Genomic DNA, 16135 nt, shown 5'->3' with positions numbered 1-16135 from the left:
TTATGCAATCAAGTATCTATTTTTCTACTATTAGTAAATTTAGGCGAGGGTAAGTTGGCTAAATAATGCTGCAACTAAGCGAAAACCTAATAGAAAATAGCATTAACGATAAAAGAATTGCGTTGATTATTGGAACTAGACTAAAGTATTTCCCATTTTTGGGAAAAAAGTGAGTTTAATTGCAACTATATGGTAAAAAGCTTATAAATATTTATAGATGATAACAACAAAGAAGAGTTTGGTTTCTGTTGTATATAAATTAGTGTACTATGAAAAGAAAAATAACAATGAACAAAATTTATGAATTTAAAAAATCAAAGGGTAATTGGACAATTAAAACAAAAATCGATTTGAGACCAAAAATAATAATTAAAACTGTAATAATAAGTCTAATTATTGCCGTAGTAATTGAAAGTATTATCAATTATAAAGTATTATAAGAAAAACTTTTAAAAATAAAAAGGTGTTCTTAACATTGGTTTTATGGAGGAATTAACAGAAACTAGAAAAAGAGTAAGCAGAAAGTGTATTAGTAAGATAAATATTCTACTGTAAAAGTCATCGTTTCATCTGGAAGCAACTTCTTATCTATAATTCCTTGATATTAAAAAGCCCACAAGATTATTTCTTTTCGGGCTTTTTTTATTTTAACGCTCACTTAATCTAACTATTGTATTTATTGTGGAAAATTATCTAAAAAGTTACTGTATTGCAGGTAGATATTAAATAAGTTTGACATAATCTATTTTTAAAGCAGCATTATATGAACTAGTAATTTGATATGAGTAATTAAAAATATTAGCTTGCCTTAGTCCCCACACCAAGGCCTATAATACCTAAAAAGTATGATTAAAAAGATATTGAGGAATAAAGACATGGAAAAAGTGAAATTAAATAATGGAGTTGAAATGCCACTTTTAGGCTTTGGAGTTTTTCAAATTACTGATGCAGAAATGGTGGAAAAATCTGTCTTGTCAGCACTTGAAGCAGGCTATCGCCTGATTGATACCGCAAGTTCTTATGGGAATGAAGCAGCAGTCGGACGAGCAATTAAAAATAGTAAGGTATCACGGGAAAATTTATTTATTACCACTAAGCTTTGGGTATCCGATACAGGATATGAAGCAACTAGAAGAGCAATTAAAGAGTCGTTAAATAAATTACAATTGCAGTACCTTGATTTATATTTAATTCATCAGCCATACGGTGATGTCTATGGTTCCTGGCGTGCAATGGAAGAAGCATATAAATCAGGTATAATTAGGGCAATTGGAGTTTCAAATTTTGAGCCAGATCGTATTTTAGATTTAACGTTGTATAATGAAATAAAACCAGCTATTAATCAAATTGAAATTAATCCATGGATGCAACAATCTAAGGCAGTTAAATTTTTAAAAGAAAAAAAGATTCAGCCAGAAGCTTGGGCTCCTTTTGCTGAAGGAAAAAATGAACTTTTTAGTAATTCTTTGTTGACTAAAATTGGTCTACAATATCATAAATCAGTCAGTCAGGTTATTCTACGATGGCTAATTCAAAGAAAAATTGTGGTTATTCCGAAATCTGTTCATAAAAAAAGAATAATTGAAAATAGTAATATTTTTGACTTTGAATTAACAGCTAAAGAAGTTACATTAATTAATTCTTTAGATCAAAAGAAAAGTCAATTCTTCGATCATCAAGATCCAGCTGCGGTACAACGTATTTATGATATGATACAAAAAGTAGATAAAAAGGGGTAGTTTGTGAGTATTAATGAAATTAGTAAAAAGTTTGTCTTATCAAAAGATACGTTACGCTATTGGGAAAAAATGGGGTTACTGCCAGCAATTAAGCGCGATGAACACGGCTATCGCCAATATAGCGAAATAGATCAAAATTGGATTTTTTATATTAAAGTTTTACGTAATGCGGGGATGCCTGTATCCAAACTAAAAGTATTCCTATTCAATTATCGTCAAAAAGAAACAGCGCAAAAACGGTTGAATTTACTAATTAAGCAACGTGAGCAATTAGAGCAACAACAAGCCCAGCTTCAAAAAACAATAAATTATTTAAACTATAAAATTGACCATTTTGATGATAAATTACTTACTTATGAAAAAGAAAAATTAGCCTATGAACGAAAAATATAGTTTATTTTTACTTAATCAAGAACTACATAATCTTTTTAGCTGGAGTTCTGCTAAAGTAGTTCGAACAAAAAGATTATTATTTCAAATAAATCAAGGCTTTGATCTAAAACAAAAAAATAATCTACCTAATCGACTTTACCTAGCTGACTTAGAAGATACAGCTAAAGATGTATACATAACACAAGGAATAGCACAAACATTAGAGCCACAAGACATTATCGAAATGAAACACAATTTATATAATAATATAGATACTAACTAAGATACATGCATTTACCTGATTTAGTTAACAGTAAAGATAGACCCCCATTTTTAAATCAGGAATCAGCAATCTTAATCAAGTCGTGGTGCAAAACACCAAAAGAAGTTTATCGTTTTGTTCAGATTATTTTGAATGCCAAAAAAGCAGTAACTAAAAACATGACTAATCAAGGCTTTGAAGCTTACACAGGCTTGTTAGACTTAGAAAATTTAACCGATGAAATGCCAAAGTGGTTACGTAATTACTTTAACCGAATCCCTACAGTAGACACTGATTCGAGTAAACGCATTACTAATTACGAAGGCTATTTATATACAGCAATGGTTAATAATCTAAATAATTATGTACATTCTGCACTGTCGTCTCAAGAGTAGACTTATTTCCCACATCAAAGTAAGACCAGTTAAGTTTATCTTCAAAATCATCAAAGTTAGGTGTCTTTCCTAAAAGGTAATCAGTTGAAGTATCAAATAAGTTTGCTATTAACGTAAGCATTTTTATATCGGGTTCCCTTAACCCATATTCATAATTAGCATAAGTTGACAAGCCTATTTTTAACCTTTTAGCCGTTTTTGTTTTTGTCCATCCCTTTTCTAAACGTCTTTTTTCTAGTCTTTTACTAAAAGTTGTCATAGTTTCCTTCTTTTGTACATATTTATTTTCATTTTGAGTATATTCGAATATATGATATTCGTAATGAATATAATTGTTGTCAATGAGTGTATATTTCTACTTGATATTTTAAATTTGTGTAGTAAGGTTGAATATAATATTGATACATAAATTGAGAATATTTGGACTAAAGTGATAGAATAAAAAACATTTTTCTTTAACTTTTTTAAGCAGTTCAACAACCAGTAAACTTAAATATTTTACTGTTATTTTAGTAAACGGAATAATCTTTGGTTTGTGTCATGAGCCAAAACTAGATTGGTGTACTTTAGTATATACAATTTGTGGTATAATTTTAGCTTACGAATATACACAAACAAAAGACTTAGCCTATCCCTATTTTACACACCTAATCAACAACTTATTGGTCATGTTTGCCACACTTTAATTATTTGATAAAATCAGTAATTCTTAAAAAGTACATGATATAATTAACAATATTTTTAAAAAAGGAGAACAGCTTATGATTACTCCAGAACAATTAGATCAAGCCATTTTAAATATGGATATTTGCGAACTTGACAAAAAAATAATGAATATTTCCAATCCGGATGAAGCAAAGTTTTGGAGCACAATTTATGACCGAAACTTGCAATTAAATCAAAAAGAAATTATAAATAATAAGGAATTTATCAGATGACGCCAGCGTTCTATGTGTTTGCGGGAAAATATATAACGGCTCTATCAAATGGGCATAAGAATGTATTAAAGCTGATTGTCAAGCACTACACCAAACTTCACTGCAACAATCCTTGTTACAGCAACAACTTAATAAATCAAGAGGGCTAGATCGTTAAAAGGACAGATTTAATGCCCTTTTTTGTAACTTATATTAAAGCACTTAGTTTAACTAAGTGCTTTTTTTAGAAAAAAGAAATTAAAAAATGGAAAAACAAAGCGACAAAGCAAAGAATTGATAAAACAACTATTTCTGATTTAATGAAAGATGTACAGAAATATTTTACTTCTCCAGAAAAATTTATAGAATTGGTTAATTTTTTAAATAATTTCCCGCATTATTCAATGAAAAATGCTTACTAATTAATAGTCAAAGACCTGCAGTTGTAGCTGTAGCAAGCTTTAAAAAAATTGAGGATTTGGGATATGCAGTCAAAAGAGGAATCAAAGTTCTCGTTCCCTTTGAGTCCAAAACTTTTATGCGCAATAAAAGCAAGGTGCCCGTTAAATATGCGACAGCCGCAGAAAAAAGCAAAATTAAAAAGGGACAAATTTTCGTCTATAAGGAGCTTAGATTTGTTCATGGTAACGTATTTGACGTTACTCAGACCAATATGCCCAAAGAAAAATATCCAGAAATGTATCCTAACCGGCATTTAGACTTTGACATTAATAATCCGATTGATAAGACTAAACTTGATCAGCAGCTGGATAAATTTGCTCAAAAATTAGGGTATTCAGTTAATAGAACTCTGCCTGAAGCCGACTACAGTAATACTTTTGGAATTGCAAAGGGGGGTTACCGTGCCGTCAAAAAAGGGAATATACCTCAATCCTAGCAATACTGGGAATGAAATGACGACGACTCTAATGCACGAATTAGGGCATGCACAATTGCACAGCCTGTCTGGTTCTAAAACCAAAGATTTATCACGGCCACTACAAGAGCTACAAGCTCAAATGACTTCTTATTTAGTGGCCCAAAACTATGGCATTGATAATCGGGAGTACACTGTAGACTACATTGCTGGCTAGACAGACAACGGGAAAAAGCTTGACCAATTAAATCCAGAAATGCAAGCAAAAATTCTTTCAAATACCACTAAGGCTGCCGTTGCATGATCAATTTCATCGAAGAGCAGGAATTTGAAAAGAATATTGAGAAGCATACGACATCACAACCACTTTCTCAACTAGAATTGACAACAATATATAATCAATATAAAGGAGGACAAGAGAAAGAAGAAGAGTTAGAGCTTTAATCTATTTTGTTTAACTTTGCCTTGCCTGTACCAATATTTTATATTTATAATAATTAAATTAAAAAAATATTGACTTTTAATTCGATACATATCATAATATTGGACATACTACATTATTGGAAGTTAATAAAATGGAAAAAAGAAAAGTTATTACTTTAATGTCAAGTATGATGTTATCAGCAGTTTTCCTCACTGCCGCTAAAACGCAAACTGTAGCTGCCGATTCTGTTGAATCTGCCAATAGTGAAAAAGTTACTGATAACACAGTACAAGCCTCTAATAAAGGAGCAGAAGCAAAACAGGCTGCTATAAACACAGCACAAGCTTCTAATAGAGAAGTTAAAGTAAAACAGGATATTAAATTAAAGCTGGACAAGTTCCTGATGAAGCCGTTAACCCATTATTACGCTCGATGGCACATACAGCAAGTACAGGATATTTTCCAAAAGAAAAAGAAAAATGGCGCGTAATAGATACAACTACTGGTTCTAATGGATACTTAATGCAAAGCAATAAAGGGCATTATAGATACGTTGTAACTAGATCTCCCACACAAACAGTTTTACATGTAATGAAACAAGGTTGGGGAGATGCTATGAGTAAGGGCTTTGGATTCGGGCATAACTGATGAAAGTGGTTTTATATGAACAAAGAAAAAAGTGAAACTATTTTATTTAATGAAATAAATTATTGTTTACAAGGCATCATTACGACAAAAGAAAGAAAAATATTTCTTAATATAAAAAAGCGTTTAGAAAAAAAAGAATATTTTCCTGCTATAGTTAATTCTCTCAAAATGGAACTAACTCCTCTTGCTATTCGACAAGAGTTATCAGATAACGGAAGAAAGATTTATCGATTATTACTTGATCCACAATTCCCTGCAGACAAGGGGTTGGGCATAGGATTAGCAACAATTTTTGGTGGACATGTAGGCTAAGTATTAACATTTATTGTATAAACAGAATATCAACGATTGAAACCTAACAACAGTTAGGTTTTTTGCTTGGCTAAAAAATGCTCTATTTTGAGACATTTTACCGAAACTTTAGGCAATTTTAGCAGTTTCATTAATTTAATTCTCTGTTGTTCTGAGAAAAATAGCTACGATATTGTAGCAATATGCAATTATTTATTGGGGCAAAAGTTGTCGATTAGAACAAGAACCAATGACCCAAAAGCAGTTGGCAGCTATGTACGCTAAACAGCAAGACATAATTCAAGATGAAGGTCTAGAACTTTAACAGATATACGCTTCGCATTAAGATACTTCCATAAATGGAATAAATATTTCCAAATATGGTATAATATATTTAGGAAATAATTTTAGAAATGAGCATTTTAAAATGAGCGCAACAATTACAAAACTACTGAATAATAAACACGTTTCGGTAAGGGAAGTTGCCGAAAAGAGTCACGTTTCAGAAAGTACACTAAGAAAAGCAATTGCTAGGCCTATTGAAGCTTGGTCAATCAGAATTCTTGACGCCTTTGCGGTCGGTTTAGATAAAAGAGCGGGTGATTTATTAAACATGTTAAAACCACAATCATATAATTTAGAAATTGATGATGACGCGCAGACCATTCAGGGCGTCTTTATACCAGATAAAGAAATGTATTTTGAAATCCGGGGAGTAGTAGAAGCTAGTCATTTAGAGGGCTGGAACCCCACTAAGGAGGATATTCAAGCCGTTCTGGACGGAGTTGTAAATCCTGATCCAGAAGAAGTTAAGGAAATTGCTGCAATTTGGGATAGTAACAATGAGTGACTGGATACAAGATACGCTGTACCCTAACGGCGTTTTGAAAAACAAATATCATATTCGGGATCAGCAAAAGCTTGAACAAGTAGAATATCTTCAAGCAACGCGCAGAGCAGCAATTTTTCTCCACTCCAAGCCCCAAATTAAAAATATTCAGGATATAAAAAAGGTTCATAAAATCATGTTTGGCCGTTTATATGATTGGGCCGGAAAATACCGACCGGGTAATTTCCAAAAAAACGGTTATGATTTTTTTGACCATTCAAGATTTGGGTATGCGGAAACCAATATTAATAGCATCATGCATAATCAGCCCGAAAAGAGGGCTTTAGCAGCTGAGGATTACACTAAACTATTAGATGAAATCAATTTTATGCACCCGTTTAGAGAGGGCAACGGTCGGAGCTGTAAAGTTTTTCTTTCTGCCTATGCAGCAAACCATGGCCAAGTGATTGACTACCCACGAAAAAATGAAGAGATGATCCAAGCGCAAATAGACGCTGATGTGGGACGAATTGCGCAATTAATTAAGATTCAAAATATGCCTAGCCGAGAGAATGCTTTTACTATATTAGCTAATAGGTATGGCAAAGAACAACAGGCGTTAGATTAAGATGAAGGCCTTGAATTAGATTAAAAAGCAGGATAAATCAATTGAAGTATGAAGACAAATTTAGGCTAACGCCTGAAGAAAATAGACGCTTTGCCAAAACCAATCTAACCAAATTGGTCTTCACTAACTCACGCTTTGAAGGCCTGACTACCACCATGCCGCAAACCCAGACAATCATTGATGGCCTGGGTGTTGACGGCCTTCCAATCGATGATATTAATATTATTGTTCAACTTAAGCGTGGCTGGCAGTTTGCCATCAATGAAAAAAAGCCCCTAGACTTAAACTTTAAAAAGAAGATTAATAAGATTGTTGCACGCGATACGGCGGCCTTTCCAGGATATTTGCGTAATGGATCATGCGGGGTGGAAACTTACCGAGGTGAGTTTGAACCACCTATGATTGAAGAGGGCCAAGAACAGGAGTATTTAAAGCAGCTGCTAGCCAGTAATCATACTGCTACCGATAAGGCACTAACCCTGATGTATCACAATATGCGCCAACAAATGTTCTACGATGGCAACAAGCGGACCGCCACAATTGCGGCTAACAAGATAATGATTGATAACGGAGCCGGTATGATTAATGTGCCGCTTGACAAATGCCCACATGGCAGAAAAAGCTGGCTGATTATTACTTTTCAAATGACATGACCGACCTTAAGGACTGGACGTATCAAAATGGTATTTCTGGTATGGAGCCAAACTTGCAGGCGCGGGCGGAACATAAAAGTCAGGAATTATCCGCTAATGAAGAAAAAGAAACTATTGCCGAATTCAAAAAAATGCTCAAAGCAGCTGCATGGAGCAAACAGGGTGAAGGAGAGCATGGTAGACAAACACATGATAGCCAAGCTGAACTTGCCAAAAAATACGCTGAACAACAGGAAAAAGAGCAGCAGGAACTGGGCAACGATGGACTTGAGCTTTAGTTGGCCCAAAATATTAATTTAATTAAGAAGGTATCACAATGGAATACGGGGGAAAATTAGCCGCAATTACAAACCTAAAAAACAAGATGGATACTTACAGACCATTATCCCCGCTTGAAGTTAAGCAACTCGAGCAAAATATCAGAATTGAACACGTCTGGTCTTCTGCTGCAATTGAGGGCAACACAATGACCGAAGCCGAAACTGCCGAGATTCTTAACGGCGGGCTCGGCGCAACTATTCATGGGAAAACCATTAGGGAAACGCTGGAGATTATTAACTTAAACGAAGCGTACAGTTATATTCTGGATTTGGCTGTTTTCGAAGATACAAAACAAAATCATTTATTTACTCAATACAAACCTTAAATCCGAATATATTAAGAAGGCAACTTTTAAAAAGGTTAATACTAATAAAGAGATTTCTACACTAATTAATGATTTCAAATTAATCGAAACTAATTATTTTAACTTACTTATTCAAATTGTTTCTGATTTTTGTATGGCTGCATTTTCGACATCTTTTGTACTGAAGATTAATCTTTTACTAGGAACAGTCTTTATTATTTTTGCTATACCCCAAATATTTATCCCAAATATTTTTCAGCCTGTCTTGTTACGACGTTCAGCCAAATGGTCGAATAATAATAGCGATTTTGTTGAACAAATACGTGATTTAATGGGTGGTCGGGATACCGTACTGCGTTATTGTGCATTTGCTCCAGCTTTCAAAAAAATTAAGCAACAGCTCTCTGTAACAGAGCGGTCTCATCAGAAAATGAATAACTCTAGAATAGATGTTCAATTAATATCTTGGATATGGTCCATAATTGCTCTATTCGTACCAGTTGCTCTAGGATTTTTCTTAATGAACACTGGCAAACCCGTTACGATTTCAATCATTCTATCTATTTATTTAGCAAGCAGTCAGGTAATGCAGCCTTTAAGAGAAGCTATAAATGACTTTGCTTCTATAAAAACAACCAAAATGATTAGAAAGACAATTGAACAAACACTTGCAAGTGAAATTGATCAATTTGATGAAAAATTTGAAATCAATACTAATACTTCACCAATTTTAAAAAAGATATACAGTAACGATATTACCTTCTCTTTTGGTAACAAGATAATTCTAAAAAATGCTATGATCACAATTAATCAAAACGATAAAATTTTGTTAGCAGGCGCCTCGGGTATTGGTAAGAGTACCGTTTTTAATTTATTGATGGGTTCACTTAAGCCGTCAAAAGGCAAAATAATTTATACTACTAAAGATGGAGAAACAGCTCTTGATCCAAATGATTTTGCTCTAATTCAACAAGATCCATATATTTTCAATGATACTATTCGCTACAATTTAGGCTTAGGACTGAGATTTTCAGATCAGATTTTAGAATCATGTCTAAAAGAGGTCAATTTAGATAAAGAACTTGGCAGTAAACCATTAGATTATGTTTGTAAAGATGGTGGTAATAATTTATCGGGAGGTCAACGTGCTCGCCTAGAGATTGCTCGTGCTCTAGTTTTTGATAGGCAAATTATCTTGGCGGACGAAATTGATGCAAATTTAGATCCTCAAAATGCCGTTCAAATAGATAATTTGCTTGCAAACATTGATAAAACAGTGATTATGATTTCCCATCATATTAATAGTCGGCAAGCACAAGATTTAGGATATAAACAATGGCTATTAACCGATGGTAAATTAAAAGAAAATATCTCAAATTAGCGCAGCAGTAATCAATATATCATTTAGATTAGTAGGAGCTTTATCGACTCTTTATTAAATATAGTTGATAGAATTTGGTAAAGTTTTGCTTGAGTATCAGGTCACTAAAGCGATATGACCCCCGAAATTGAAGTGCTCCATAATAGTTAGACATTAATCTGACTATTAGGAGCACTTTTTTAATGACTAAATATTCAAGTGATTACAAAATTGAAATTTGCAGTAAATACTTGTCTCCCCAAGAAACTTTAGCTAGTTTAGAGCGGGAATACGGCGTTGATCATACCGAGATTAGAGCATCTGGGCTTAACGCAAAGGGAATTTGCTAATCTGGTAAACAAGCCGCAATCAACAATTGCAAGAATTGAAAATGGCTCGTTTAACGCTTTTACTATGTTGCTAAGCGAAATTGCTCAAGCGGCCAATAGAAAAGTAAAAATTGAATTCACGCATGCTTAATTTCATATTGAATCTAAAAGAAAAAGTAAATTTATAGCTTTTTTCTACTATCTCTTAAAGTAGTTAGTCCAATAGAGCGTATTCTATTGTGCTTAAATAAAATCCGGAGTACATTTCTATCTAATATTTATTAAATAAAAACAAATTATTGCATTTACTTTTAATAAAATCCACAGTACAATATTTTGAAATATTGCAATGGATTTCTGATGATTCAAAAATGAATAGAAAATTTTTTAAGTATCAAGTATAATCGCTGCGGCAGGAATTTTTACTGCAACAGAACCACAAATCGTTGTAGCAGCCACAACACCAGTTGTACAAGTATCTGACAACCAGGTTGAAACAAAACAAACTATTAAGGCTGCACAGGAACCTGATGAATACGTTAATCTATTACGTGCGGCAAATGTAACAAATACAGGATATTACCCAAAAGCAAAAGAAAAATGGCATGTAGTAGATACAACTACGGGTTCTAATAGCTACTTAATGCAAAGCAATCACGGATACTATCAGTACGTTGTCACTAGAACTCCATGGGAAACTGTTGGTCATGTTATAGCACAAGGATGGCAAGATGCTCTAGGTAGCGGGTTTGGATTTGGCAGTAATAGATATAGTCATTAAAATCAAGAGGTACTACTAGTGAAACGAGAGAAACCGAAAACTGTATTGTTAGCTGAAATTAATGCGTGTCTTCAGGAACCTATTTCAGCAAAAGAAAAGAGAATTTTTCTTTTAGCCAAAAGATACTTGGAAAAGAAAAAATATCTTTCTGCTATAGTAAGTTCTCTTCAAAATGCATTAACTCCATTGGCAATTCGTGAAGAATTATCTGATGGTGGTAAAAAAATTTATCGGTTATTACTTGACCCCAAATTTCCTGGAAAACGAAGATTTGGGGTAGGAATAATGTCACTTTTTAGAGGATGAGGATAAAACTTAATTGATTCGTAAATTTGGCGTATAACTGTATAATATTGAGTACTAATAAGAGTCCGTTGTGTCCCATAGCGAACTTTTTTAGTTCAAATATATAAAAAAAGTACTAGAAAACCATTTAAGCTCTTGTCCGCCATTTTATTTAGCTAGGTGATTACACGTAAATTGCTTTTAAAACTATAAGCTTTTTATTGTTCAATTAGTTATAGTTTATAGCTCTATTTGTTATTAACTTTTGGTTAAACTCTTGTTTATATCTGTTCAAGAATGTTATGATTGAGAACGTGTTTTTTAACCAATGACTTTTAAGAAAAGGTAGGATAATACATGAAATTTGAACCAAATACAAATGTATTTAAAATAAATTGGTACATTAACCAAATGCAAGGTTGGAGTTTTAAAACTTATATGCTCTTAATGCTCGGAATTGGTGTGATTATTGGTACAACAATATCTGCTCCAATTAATTTAATTACATTTGTAACAATGATCGCGGCAATTATGGGTTTTACTTGTACGTTAGCAATCACTAATGCTAAAGCAATCAACGGGGTATTAGGATTACTATCTTCAATTATTTACATCATAATATCAATTACAGCTAAAAATTATGCCAACATTGTTTTGCAAGCATCATATATTTTTCTGTTAGATTTGCCAGTCTTATTATTGCCAGTTTGGAATAAAGATGCCGCAAAACATATTCGCGGATTAAATGCTTCTAAATGGCTGTTAACGTTTTTCTTTTTTGCTGTAACTACTGGATTGCTATATTTAATGGATACAAAAGTTTTCATTAGTCCTAGACCTTTAATTGATGCAGTTGCAGGTGCAATTGGTTTAACTGGTTCACTTTTGTGTACCTTGCGGTTTCGGGAGCAGTATTACTTTTGGACAATTCAGGGTATCTTATCCGTTGTTCTTTGGGGAGTAACGGCTTTTCAAGGAGATGCTAATTTAACTTTATTTTTTACTTACATTTTGTATTTGAGTAATGATTTATTAGCGTTTACTGATAAGCATACTCATTGGTTCCATTAAAAATTAGCTAATCGAAGAATCATAAGTAAAATAGTCTGCTACTTCAATTTTATAATTTAAAAAGAATAAAAATTTTTTAAGAGAAGTAAATGACACTAAGAAAACCACTAGTGTGTTGAAAATATTTTTTGCGTGAAACGATAGTTATCTTAAAAGGCAGTCCCTTAATAATGGGACTGCCTTTATTTAGTTAAATATTTTTTGACACTTTTGATTAAAATTTTGGTTGCTCCCTTACCAGCTTTATCATCATAGTACGAACGATAACGTTTATCACACTGATAACTATTAACAATACTTAGATGAATTTCCGGAGAATAATTTGGCATAATAATTTTAAGCCAAGTTTGATGATTTTGAAAAATTTGCTTACTAAGTTTATTTTCTTCTTCAGGATGACTAATTACGGTTTGCAAATCACGTACTAAATCGGCCTCAGTTTTTTTTAGTTTATTGAATTTTTCTTCTGCAAATTTATCAGCTTTTTTTGACATATTTCTATTTCTCCTCATAATTATATCTATAACTACTATAGCAAGATTATTTTTAAAAAAACATGTTTTGAATTAATAGATTAATGGTAATACTAACCAATATTAGTACATGTATTTTATTTTTAATTAAAACTAGCGTTACTATTGTAAGTCAAGGGACTATTTTACTAGTTTGATTGCTATTTAAGTTGACTATTTGTTTTAAAAAAGCGATAATTTAATAACATACGTAACTTAATTACTGCACAAGTAGACGAACTTATTTTAACAAAAGTAAGATAGTCAAAGTTGATAATATCATTGTGAAGATATTTAAACTAATAATAGCAATGTAAATAATTTAATCAGATGAGTGCTAATCAAGTATAAAAAACTTTTCAGAGAATATAACTAACTGTACTGATATGACTGATAATATGAACTGTAAACAAAGTGATTTAAATTTTAAAAAAGCAACAAAACAGACTAATCTTTTTGTAAAAGCTTCGAAAGCAAAACGTTTAATTTTTAATTACGTTTGGAATGAAATACCAGTTTTTTATAATGATGTTTCAAAAGTTTTAACAATTCCAGGTGGTACAGAAGTCTCTCCTACAATTTTAAATAATCCAAAGCAAATTTATTCAATTTTTGGTGCTGCTGGTCAAAATAATGTTAAACAAATCAAAATAATTGGAAAGCTAAAAATAATTGGTTCTGCTGAATACATGTTTAGCTATTTAAAAAAATTGACTCTGATTGATGGTTTAGCAAATATCGACACTACTGAAGTTACAAATATGAGTGGGCTATTCAATTATTGCTGTAATTTAAAAACTATAGACGTAAGTAACTTTGATACGTCAAATGTCACTAATATGCATGGGATGTTTGGCAATTGTTATAATTTGCCTAGTTTAAACATAGAAAAATTTAATACAGCTAAAGTAACCGATATGGGTGAAATGTTTTCTGGTTGTGCAAATATTAAAAAACTGGATTTAAGCCATTTTGATATGAGAAGCATACCACGATTTAATCAAGCGCCAATTGGTTCCGATGATCAAAGTACATTTGCAATGCTATCAGGTATGACCAAACTGAAAATTTTAAAATTAAATAATAATTGTGATTTAAAAAATTCAAATATGGATGGCTGGCTATATCGGGAAGGAGTAAATTATGGCCAACCAATAGATAGTAGATGGGTCAATTTGGATGGAGGAACCATCACAGATGCAAAGGGCTCTAATATTTGGTATCCATGCGAAATGTCGACCAAATATCAGGTAGGACAAGATACCGATACCTATATTCGTTTTGGTATTGTGACGACTCAATACCGAGATGAGGATGGCAATGTTTTGGCGCCCAATCATGTTAGAATGGGTTTAATCGATGAACAATATACTGACGTTTCAAGTATTAACATTTCAGGCTATGTGATTAAAAATATAATCGGCGAGACAAGTGATCGATTTACGGATAGAAAAAATAAAGTTATTACTTTTGTCTATACTAAAGCACAGGTTTTTATTCAATTTGTAGATGAAATTGGGGCAAAAATTGTAGCTGACGAAGTTTTAAAGGGAAAAATTGGTGATGAGTATCACACCCTAGCAAAGACAATTCCTGGTTATACTTTGAAAGAGATTAAAGGTTCAGTTTATGGTTACTTTACTAAAATTCCGCAGTCTGTTGCTTATGTCTACAGTAAAAAAATTAATGATGCAATAAAAGATGAAGTAACTAAACCAAAACTAAATAATAAATCAGAAGATACTATAAATGAGTTATCACCTAAAACTCGAGCAAAAAAACGTGAAAATATAGCGGTGCTTTCTTTAGGAGGGACATTGTTATTATCTGTAGTTAGTATTTTCTGGTTAAAGCATAAAAAATTAAGACGCTAATTCTTTAATCTGTAAAGTTAGATCTTAACTATAAATTATTATTGCTAATCGTTAAAAATAAAATTAAAATTCAGTTGACAAGATTAATTTTAAGTGCTAAATTAATAAACAATTAAATATTAATACATCTTGAAAAGCAGAGTAGCTATACTCTTTACTAATAAAGAGAGCTGGGGATATGGTGAAACTCAGTTAGTAAAAGTTAGTGAACATGGGCTTGAAATGATGTCTATTAGTGATATTTAGCTAGTAGCGGAGTTGCGCCCGTTAAATTTGCAAGCTATTGTTTGATAGCTAATGAGGTTTATTACGTGAGTAATAAATGAAATTAAGGTGGTAACGCGAAGCACTCGTCCTTTTGCTAAGGACGAGTGCTTTTTTGCTTGTTTAATTTTGGAGGTTGTAAAATGACAAAAAAAAATAAAAATATTATCATTGGATTAATTGCTATAGCAATAATCGGTATTGCTGGTTGGTTTAGTTTTAGTCAAAATAAGACTACTAACAATAAAAAAAGTCATGTAGTTACAGTTGGAATTGTAAGTTCGACTAAAGCTAAGCAGGACATTTGGGATCATGCAGCTGCTTTAGCAAAGAAAAAGTATGGTGTAACTATTAAAATTAAAAGTTTCACTGATTATAATCAACCCAATAGTGCAGTTAAGGATGGCGATATTGATTTAAATGCTTTCCAACATTATGCTTTTTTAAAGGCATGGAATAAGGCAAATCATAACGGTGTGGTTGCAATTGGTAGAACTGAAATTAATCCAATTAGACTATATTCAAAAAAGTATCACCAATTAAGTCAGTTGCCTAGTGGTGCAACAATTGCGGTTCCTAATGATGCAACTAATGAATCTCGTGCTTTATTTGTTTTAAAAAATGCTGGTTTCATTAAATTACGTCCAGGCAAGGCCCTGGTTACAATTGCTGATATTGTTAAAAATCCTAAGAAGCTAAAAATCAAGGAAGTCAGCGCTGATCAATGTGGTCGGGTAGTTAGTTCCGTAGATGCAGCAGTTGTTAATAATGACTTTGCTCGTCCAGCCGGTCTTGGTAAAAAGGAAACTATTTTTGTTGAACCAGTAAATAAGGATTCCTTGCAATGGGTTAATATCATCTGCACACGTAAAGGAGAAGAAAATAATAAAGATTATCAAGCGGTAGTTAAGGCTTATCAAACTGCTGAAACTAAAGCATTAATTAAAAAATATTACGGTGATGCAACAATACCAGCTTGGGATGTTAAGTTTTAATAAA

Annotated in this window: 23 protein-coding genes, 2 pseudogenes and 1 other annotated feature; of the genes and pseudogenes, 23 read left to right on the top strand and 2 right to left on the bottom strand. The window is 32.5% G+C overall.

What is annotated here, in order from left to right; genetic code table 11:
* Window positions 1-875 precede the first annotated feature (875 nt).
* The 4 genes from BM203_RS01235 to BM203_RS01225 are packed head-to-tail and all read left to right on the top strand — an operon-like array spanning window position 876 to window position 2768.
* Complete coding sequence (locus BM203_RS01235) at window positions 876-1739, top strand: aldo/keto reductase (protein WP_090092110.1); 864 nt, start codon at window positions 876-878, stop codon at window positions 1737-1739.
* Between the two features lie 3 nt (window positions 1740-1742).
* Window positions 1743-2132: a MerR family transcriptional regulator gene (locus BM203_RS08295; RefSeq protein WP_103716080.1), complete on the top strand. Its 390-nt coding sequence runs from the start codon at window positions 1743-1745 to the stop codon at window positions 2130-2132.
* The gene (locus BM203_RS08290) at window positions 2116-2394 is read left to right on the top strand and encodes a hypothetical protein (protein ID WP_205755878.1); all 279 of its coding nucleotides are present in this window, start codon (window positions 2116-2118) and stop codon (window positions 2392-2394) included. Before BM203_RS08295 ends, BM203_RS08290 begins: the two co-directional genes overlap by 17 nt.
* A gap of 5 nt (window positions 2395-2399) precedes the next feature.
* A complete protein-coding gene (locus tag BM203_RS01225) occupies window positions 2400-2768 on the top strand; it encodes a hypothetical protein (protein WP_090092108.1) in 369 nt (122 codons plus the stop codon).
* Here BM203_RS01225 and BM203_RS01220 read toward each other — a convergent pair.
* Window positions 2719-3027, bottom strand: a complete 309-nt coding sequence (locus tag BM203_RS01220) for a helix-turn-helix domain-containing protein (protein WP_090092107.1) — start codon at window positions 3025-3027, stop codon at window positions 2719-2721. The two genes, BM203_RS01225 and BM203_RS01220, sit on opposite strands and share 50 nt — an antisense overlap.
* A 238-nt stretch (window positions 3028-3265) precedes the next feature.
* On the opposite strand from BM203_RS01220, the pseudogene BM203_RS08705 reads away from it, so the two are divergent.
* The 17 genes and pseudogenes from BM203_RS08705 to pnuC all read left to right on the top strand — a co-directional run.
* A pseudogene (locus BM203_RS08705) lies at window positions 3266-3454 on the top strand (CPBP family glutamic-type intramembrane protease); the annotation flags it as partial.
* A gap of 75 nt (window positions 3455-3529) precedes the next feature.
* Window positions 3530-3706 (top strand): hypothetical protein, encoded by a 177-nt coding sequence (locus tag BM203_RS08380; RefSeq protein WP_158593124.1) that lies wholly within the window; start codon window positions 3530-3532, stop codon window positions 3704-3706.
* A 517-nt stretch (window positions 3707-4223) separates the two neighbouring features.
* The gene (locus tag BM203_RS01210) at window positions 4224-4583 is read left to right on the top strand and encodes a hypothetical protein (protein WP_133158291.1); all 360 of its coding nucleotides are present in this window, start codon (window positions 4224-4226) and stop codon (window positions 4581-4583) included.
* Window positions 4549-4779, top strand: coding sequence for an ImmA/IrrE family metallo-endopeptidase (locus tag BM203_RS01205; RefSeq protein WP_143453038.1), 231 nt, complete (start codon window positions 4549-4551; stop codon window positions 4777-4779). Before BM203_RS01210 ends, BM203_RS01205 begins: the two co-directional genes overlap by 35 nt.
* Before the next feature lie 358 nt (window positions 4780-5137).
* Window positions 5138-5476: a hypothetical protein gene (locus tag BM203_RS01200; RefSeq protein WP_090092103.1), complete on the top strand. Its 339-nt coding sequence runs from the start codon at window positions 5138-5140 to the stop codon at window positions 5474-5476.
* The gene (locus BM203_RS08640) at window positions 5419-5634 is read left to right on the top strand and encodes a garvicin Q family class II bacteriocin (protein WP_143453037.1); all 216 of its coding nucleotides are present in this window, start codon (window positions 5419-5421) and stop codon (window positions 5632-5634) included. Before BM203_RS01200 ends, BM203_RS08640 begins: the two co-directional genes overlap by 58 nt.
* 15 nt (window positions 5635-5649) lie before the next feature.
* A complete protein-coding gene (locus BM203_RS01195; RefSeq protein WP_090092102.1) occupies window positions 5650-5946 on the top strand; it encodes a bacteriocin immunity family protein in 297 nt (98 codons plus the stop codon).
* A gap of 406 nt (window positions 5947-6352) precedes the next feature.
* Complete coding sequence (locus BM203_RS01190) at window positions 6353-6775, top strand: helix-turn-helix domain-containing protein (RefSeq protein WP_090092101.1); 423 nt, start codon at window positions 6353-6355, stop codon at window positions 6773-6775.
* Window positions 6768-7382 (top strand): Fic/DOC family protein, encoded by a 615-nt coding sequence (locus BM203_RS01185; RefSeq protein WP_090092100.1) that lies wholly within the window; start codon window positions 6768-6770, stop codon window positions 7380-7382. Before BM203_RS01190 ends, BM203_RS01185 begins: the two co-directional genes overlap by 8 nt.
* Window positions 7383-7423: 41 nt before the next feature.
* Window positions 7424-8082 (top strand): annotated as a pseudogene (locus tag BM203_RS01180) (Fic family protein); the annotation flags it as partial.
* Between the two features lie 269 nt (window positions 8083-8351).
* On the top strand, window positions 8352-8681 hold the full coding sequence (locus BM203_RS01175) for a Fic family protein (RefSeq protein ID WP_090092099.1): 330 nt from the start codon (window positions 8352-8354) through the stop codon (window positions 8679-8681).
* 133 nt (window positions 8682-8814) lie between these two features.
* The gene (locus tag BM203_RS01170; RefSeq protein ID WP_090092098.1) at window positions 8815-10041 is read left to right on the top strand and encodes an ATP-binding cassette domain-containing protein; all 1227 of its coding nucleotides are present in this window, start codon (window positions 8815-8817) and stop codon (window positions 10039-10041) included.
* Window positions 10042-10223: 182 nt separating this feature from the next.
* The gene (locus tag BM203_RS08365) at window positions 10224-10370 is read left to right on the top strand and encodes a hypothetical protein (protein ID WP_158593122.1); all 147 of its coding nucleotides are present in this window, start codon (window positions 10224-10226) and stop codon (window positions 10368-10370) included.
* The gene (locus BM203_RS01165) at window positions 10318-10500 is read left to right on the top strand and encodes a helix-turn-helix domain-containing protein (RefSeq protein ID WP_090092097.1); all 183 of its coding nucleotides are present in this window, start codon (window positions 10318-10320) and stop codon (window positions 10498-10500) included. Before BM203_RS08365 ends, BM203_RS01165 begins: the two co-directional genes overlap by 53 nt.
* 291 nt (window positions 10501-10791) lie before the next feature.
* Window positions 10792-11130, top strand: a complete 339-nt coding sequence (locus BM203_RS08635; RefSeq protein WP_342028391.1) for a garvicin Q family class II bacteriocin — start codon at window positions 10792-10794, stop codon at window positions 11128-11130.
* 18 nt (window positions 11131-11148) lie between these two features.
* Complete coding sequence (locus BM203_RS01160; protein WP_090092095.1) at window positions 11149-11436, top strand: bacteriocin immunity family protein; 288 nt, start codon at window positions 11149-11151, stop codon at window positions 11434-11436.
* Between the two features lie 336 nt (window positions 11437-11772).
* The gene (gene pnuC / locus BM203_RS01155) at window positions 11773-12486 is read left to right on the top strand and encodes a nicotinamide riboside transporter PnuC (RefSeq protein ID WP_090092093.1); all 714 of its coding nucleotides are present in this window, start codon (window positions 11773-11775) and stop codon (window positions 12484-12486) included.
* A 182-nt stretch (window positions 12487-12668) separates the two neighbouring features.
* Here the strand turns inward: pnuC and BM203_RS01150 are convergent, their stop codons facing one another.
* Window positions 12669-12980 carry a TipAS antibiotic-recognition domain-containing protein gene (locus BM203_RS01150; RefSeq protein ID WP_158593121.1) on the bottom strand — a complete coding sequence of 104 codons (312 nt, stop codon included), beginning with the start codon at window positions 12978-12980 and terminating at the stop codon, window positions 12669-12671.
* Window positions 12981-13384: 404 nt separating this feature from the next.
* Between BM203_RS01150 and BM203_RS01145 the strand changes: the two genes are divergently transcribed.
* Together BM203_RS01145 and BM203_RS01140 are read left to right on the top strand one after the other, a co-directional pair.
* Window positions 13385-14872, top strand: a complete 1488-nt coding sequence (locus BM203_RS01145; protein WP_090092090.1) for a MucBP domain-containing protein — start codon at window positions 13385-13387, stop codon at window positions 14870-14872.
* Between the two features lie 120 nt (window positions 14873-14992).
* Window positions 14993-15233, top strand: a binding site (T-box leader).
* 46 nt (window positions 15234-15279) lie between these two features.
* Window positions 15280-16131 (top strand): MetQ/NlpA family ABC transporter substrate-binding protein, encoded by an 852-nt coding sequence (locus BM203_RS01140; RefSeq protein ID WP_090092089.1) that lies wholly within the window; start codon window positions 15280-15282, stop codon window positions 16129-16131.
* Window positions 16132-16135 lie beyond the last annotated feature (4 nt).

Origin of the sequence: Lactobacillus bombicola (assembly GCF_900112665.1) — a bacterium.
GTDB lineage: Bacteria > Bacillota > Bacilli > Lactobacillales > Lactobacillaceae > Lactobacillus > Lactobacillus bombicola.
Note: the sequence above shows the minus strand (reverse complement) of the source record. Positions and strands in the feature narration are given on the sequence as shown.

Bases quoted from the DNA above. Each gene is read 5' to 3' on its own strand.
- BM203_RS01235 (WP_090092110.1), top strand. From the start codon at position 876: ATGGAAAAAGTGAAATTAAATAATGGAGTTGAAATGCCACTTTTAGGC.
- BM203_RS08290 (WP_205755878.1), top strand. From the start codon at position 2,116: ATGAACGAAAAATATAGTTTATTTTTACTTAATCAAGAACTACATAAT.
- BM203_RS01225 (WP_090092108.1), top strand. From the start codon at position 2,400: ATGCATTTACCTGATTTAGTTAACAGTAAAGATAGACCCCCATTTTTA.
- BM203_RS01220 (WP_090092107.1), bottom strand. From the start codon at position 3,027: ATGACAACTTTTAGTAAAAGACTAGAAAAAAGACGTTTAGAAAAGGGA.
- BM203_RS08380 (WP_158593124.1), top strand. From the start codon at position 3,530: ATGATTACTCCAGAACAATTAGATCAAGCCATTTTAAATATGGATATT.
- BM203_RS01210 (WP_133158291.1), top strand. From the start codon at position 4,224: ATGCGCAATAAAAGCAAGGTGCCCGTTAAATATGCGACAGCCGCAGAA.
- BM203_RS01200 (WP_090092103.1), top strand. From the start codon at position 5,138: ATGGAAAAAAGAAAAGTTATTACTTTAATGTCAAGTATGATGTTATCA.
- BM203_RS08640 (WP_143453037.1), top strand. From the start codon at position 5,419: ATGGCACATACAGCAAGTACAGGATATTTTCCAAAAGAAAAAGAAAAA.
- BM203_RS01195 (WP_090092102.1), top strand. From the start codon at position 5,650: ATGAACAAAGAAAAAAGTGAAACTATTTTATTTAATGAAATAAATTAT.
- BM203_RS01190 (WP_090092101.1), top strand. From the start codon at position 6,353: ATGAGCGCAACAATTACAAAACTACTGAATAATAAACACGTTTCGGTA.
- BM203_RS01185 (WP_090092100.1), top strand. From the start codon at position 6,768: ATGAGTGACTGGATACAAGATACGCTGTACCCTAACGGCGTTTTGAAA.
- BM203_RS01175 (WP_090092099.1), top strand. From the start codon at position 8,352: ATGGAATACGGGGGAAAATTAGCCGCAATTACAAACCTAAAAAACAAG.
- BM203_RS01170 (WP_090092098.1), top strand. From the start codon at position 8,815: ATGGCTGCATTTTCGACATCTTTTGTACTGAAGATTAATCTTTTACTA.
- BM203_RS08365 (WP_158593122.1), top strand. From the start codon at position 10,224: ATGACTAAATATTCAAGTGATTACAAAATTGAAATTTGCAGTAAATAC.
- pnuC (WP_090092093.1), top strand. From the start codon at position 11,773: ATGAAATTTGAACCAAATACAAATGTATTTAAAATAAATTGGTACATT.
- BM203_RS01150 (WP_158593121.1), bottom strand. From the start codon at position 12,980: ATGTCAAAAAAAGCTGATAAATTTGCAGAAGAAAAATTCAATAAACTA.
- BM203_RS01145 (WP_090092090.1), top strand. From the start codon at position 13,385: ATGACTGATAATATGAACTGTAAACAAAGTGATTTAAATTTTAAAAAA.
- BM203_RS01140 (WP_090092089.1), top strand. From the start codon at position 15,280: ATGACAAAAAAAAATAAAAATATTATCATTGGATTAATTGCTATAGCA.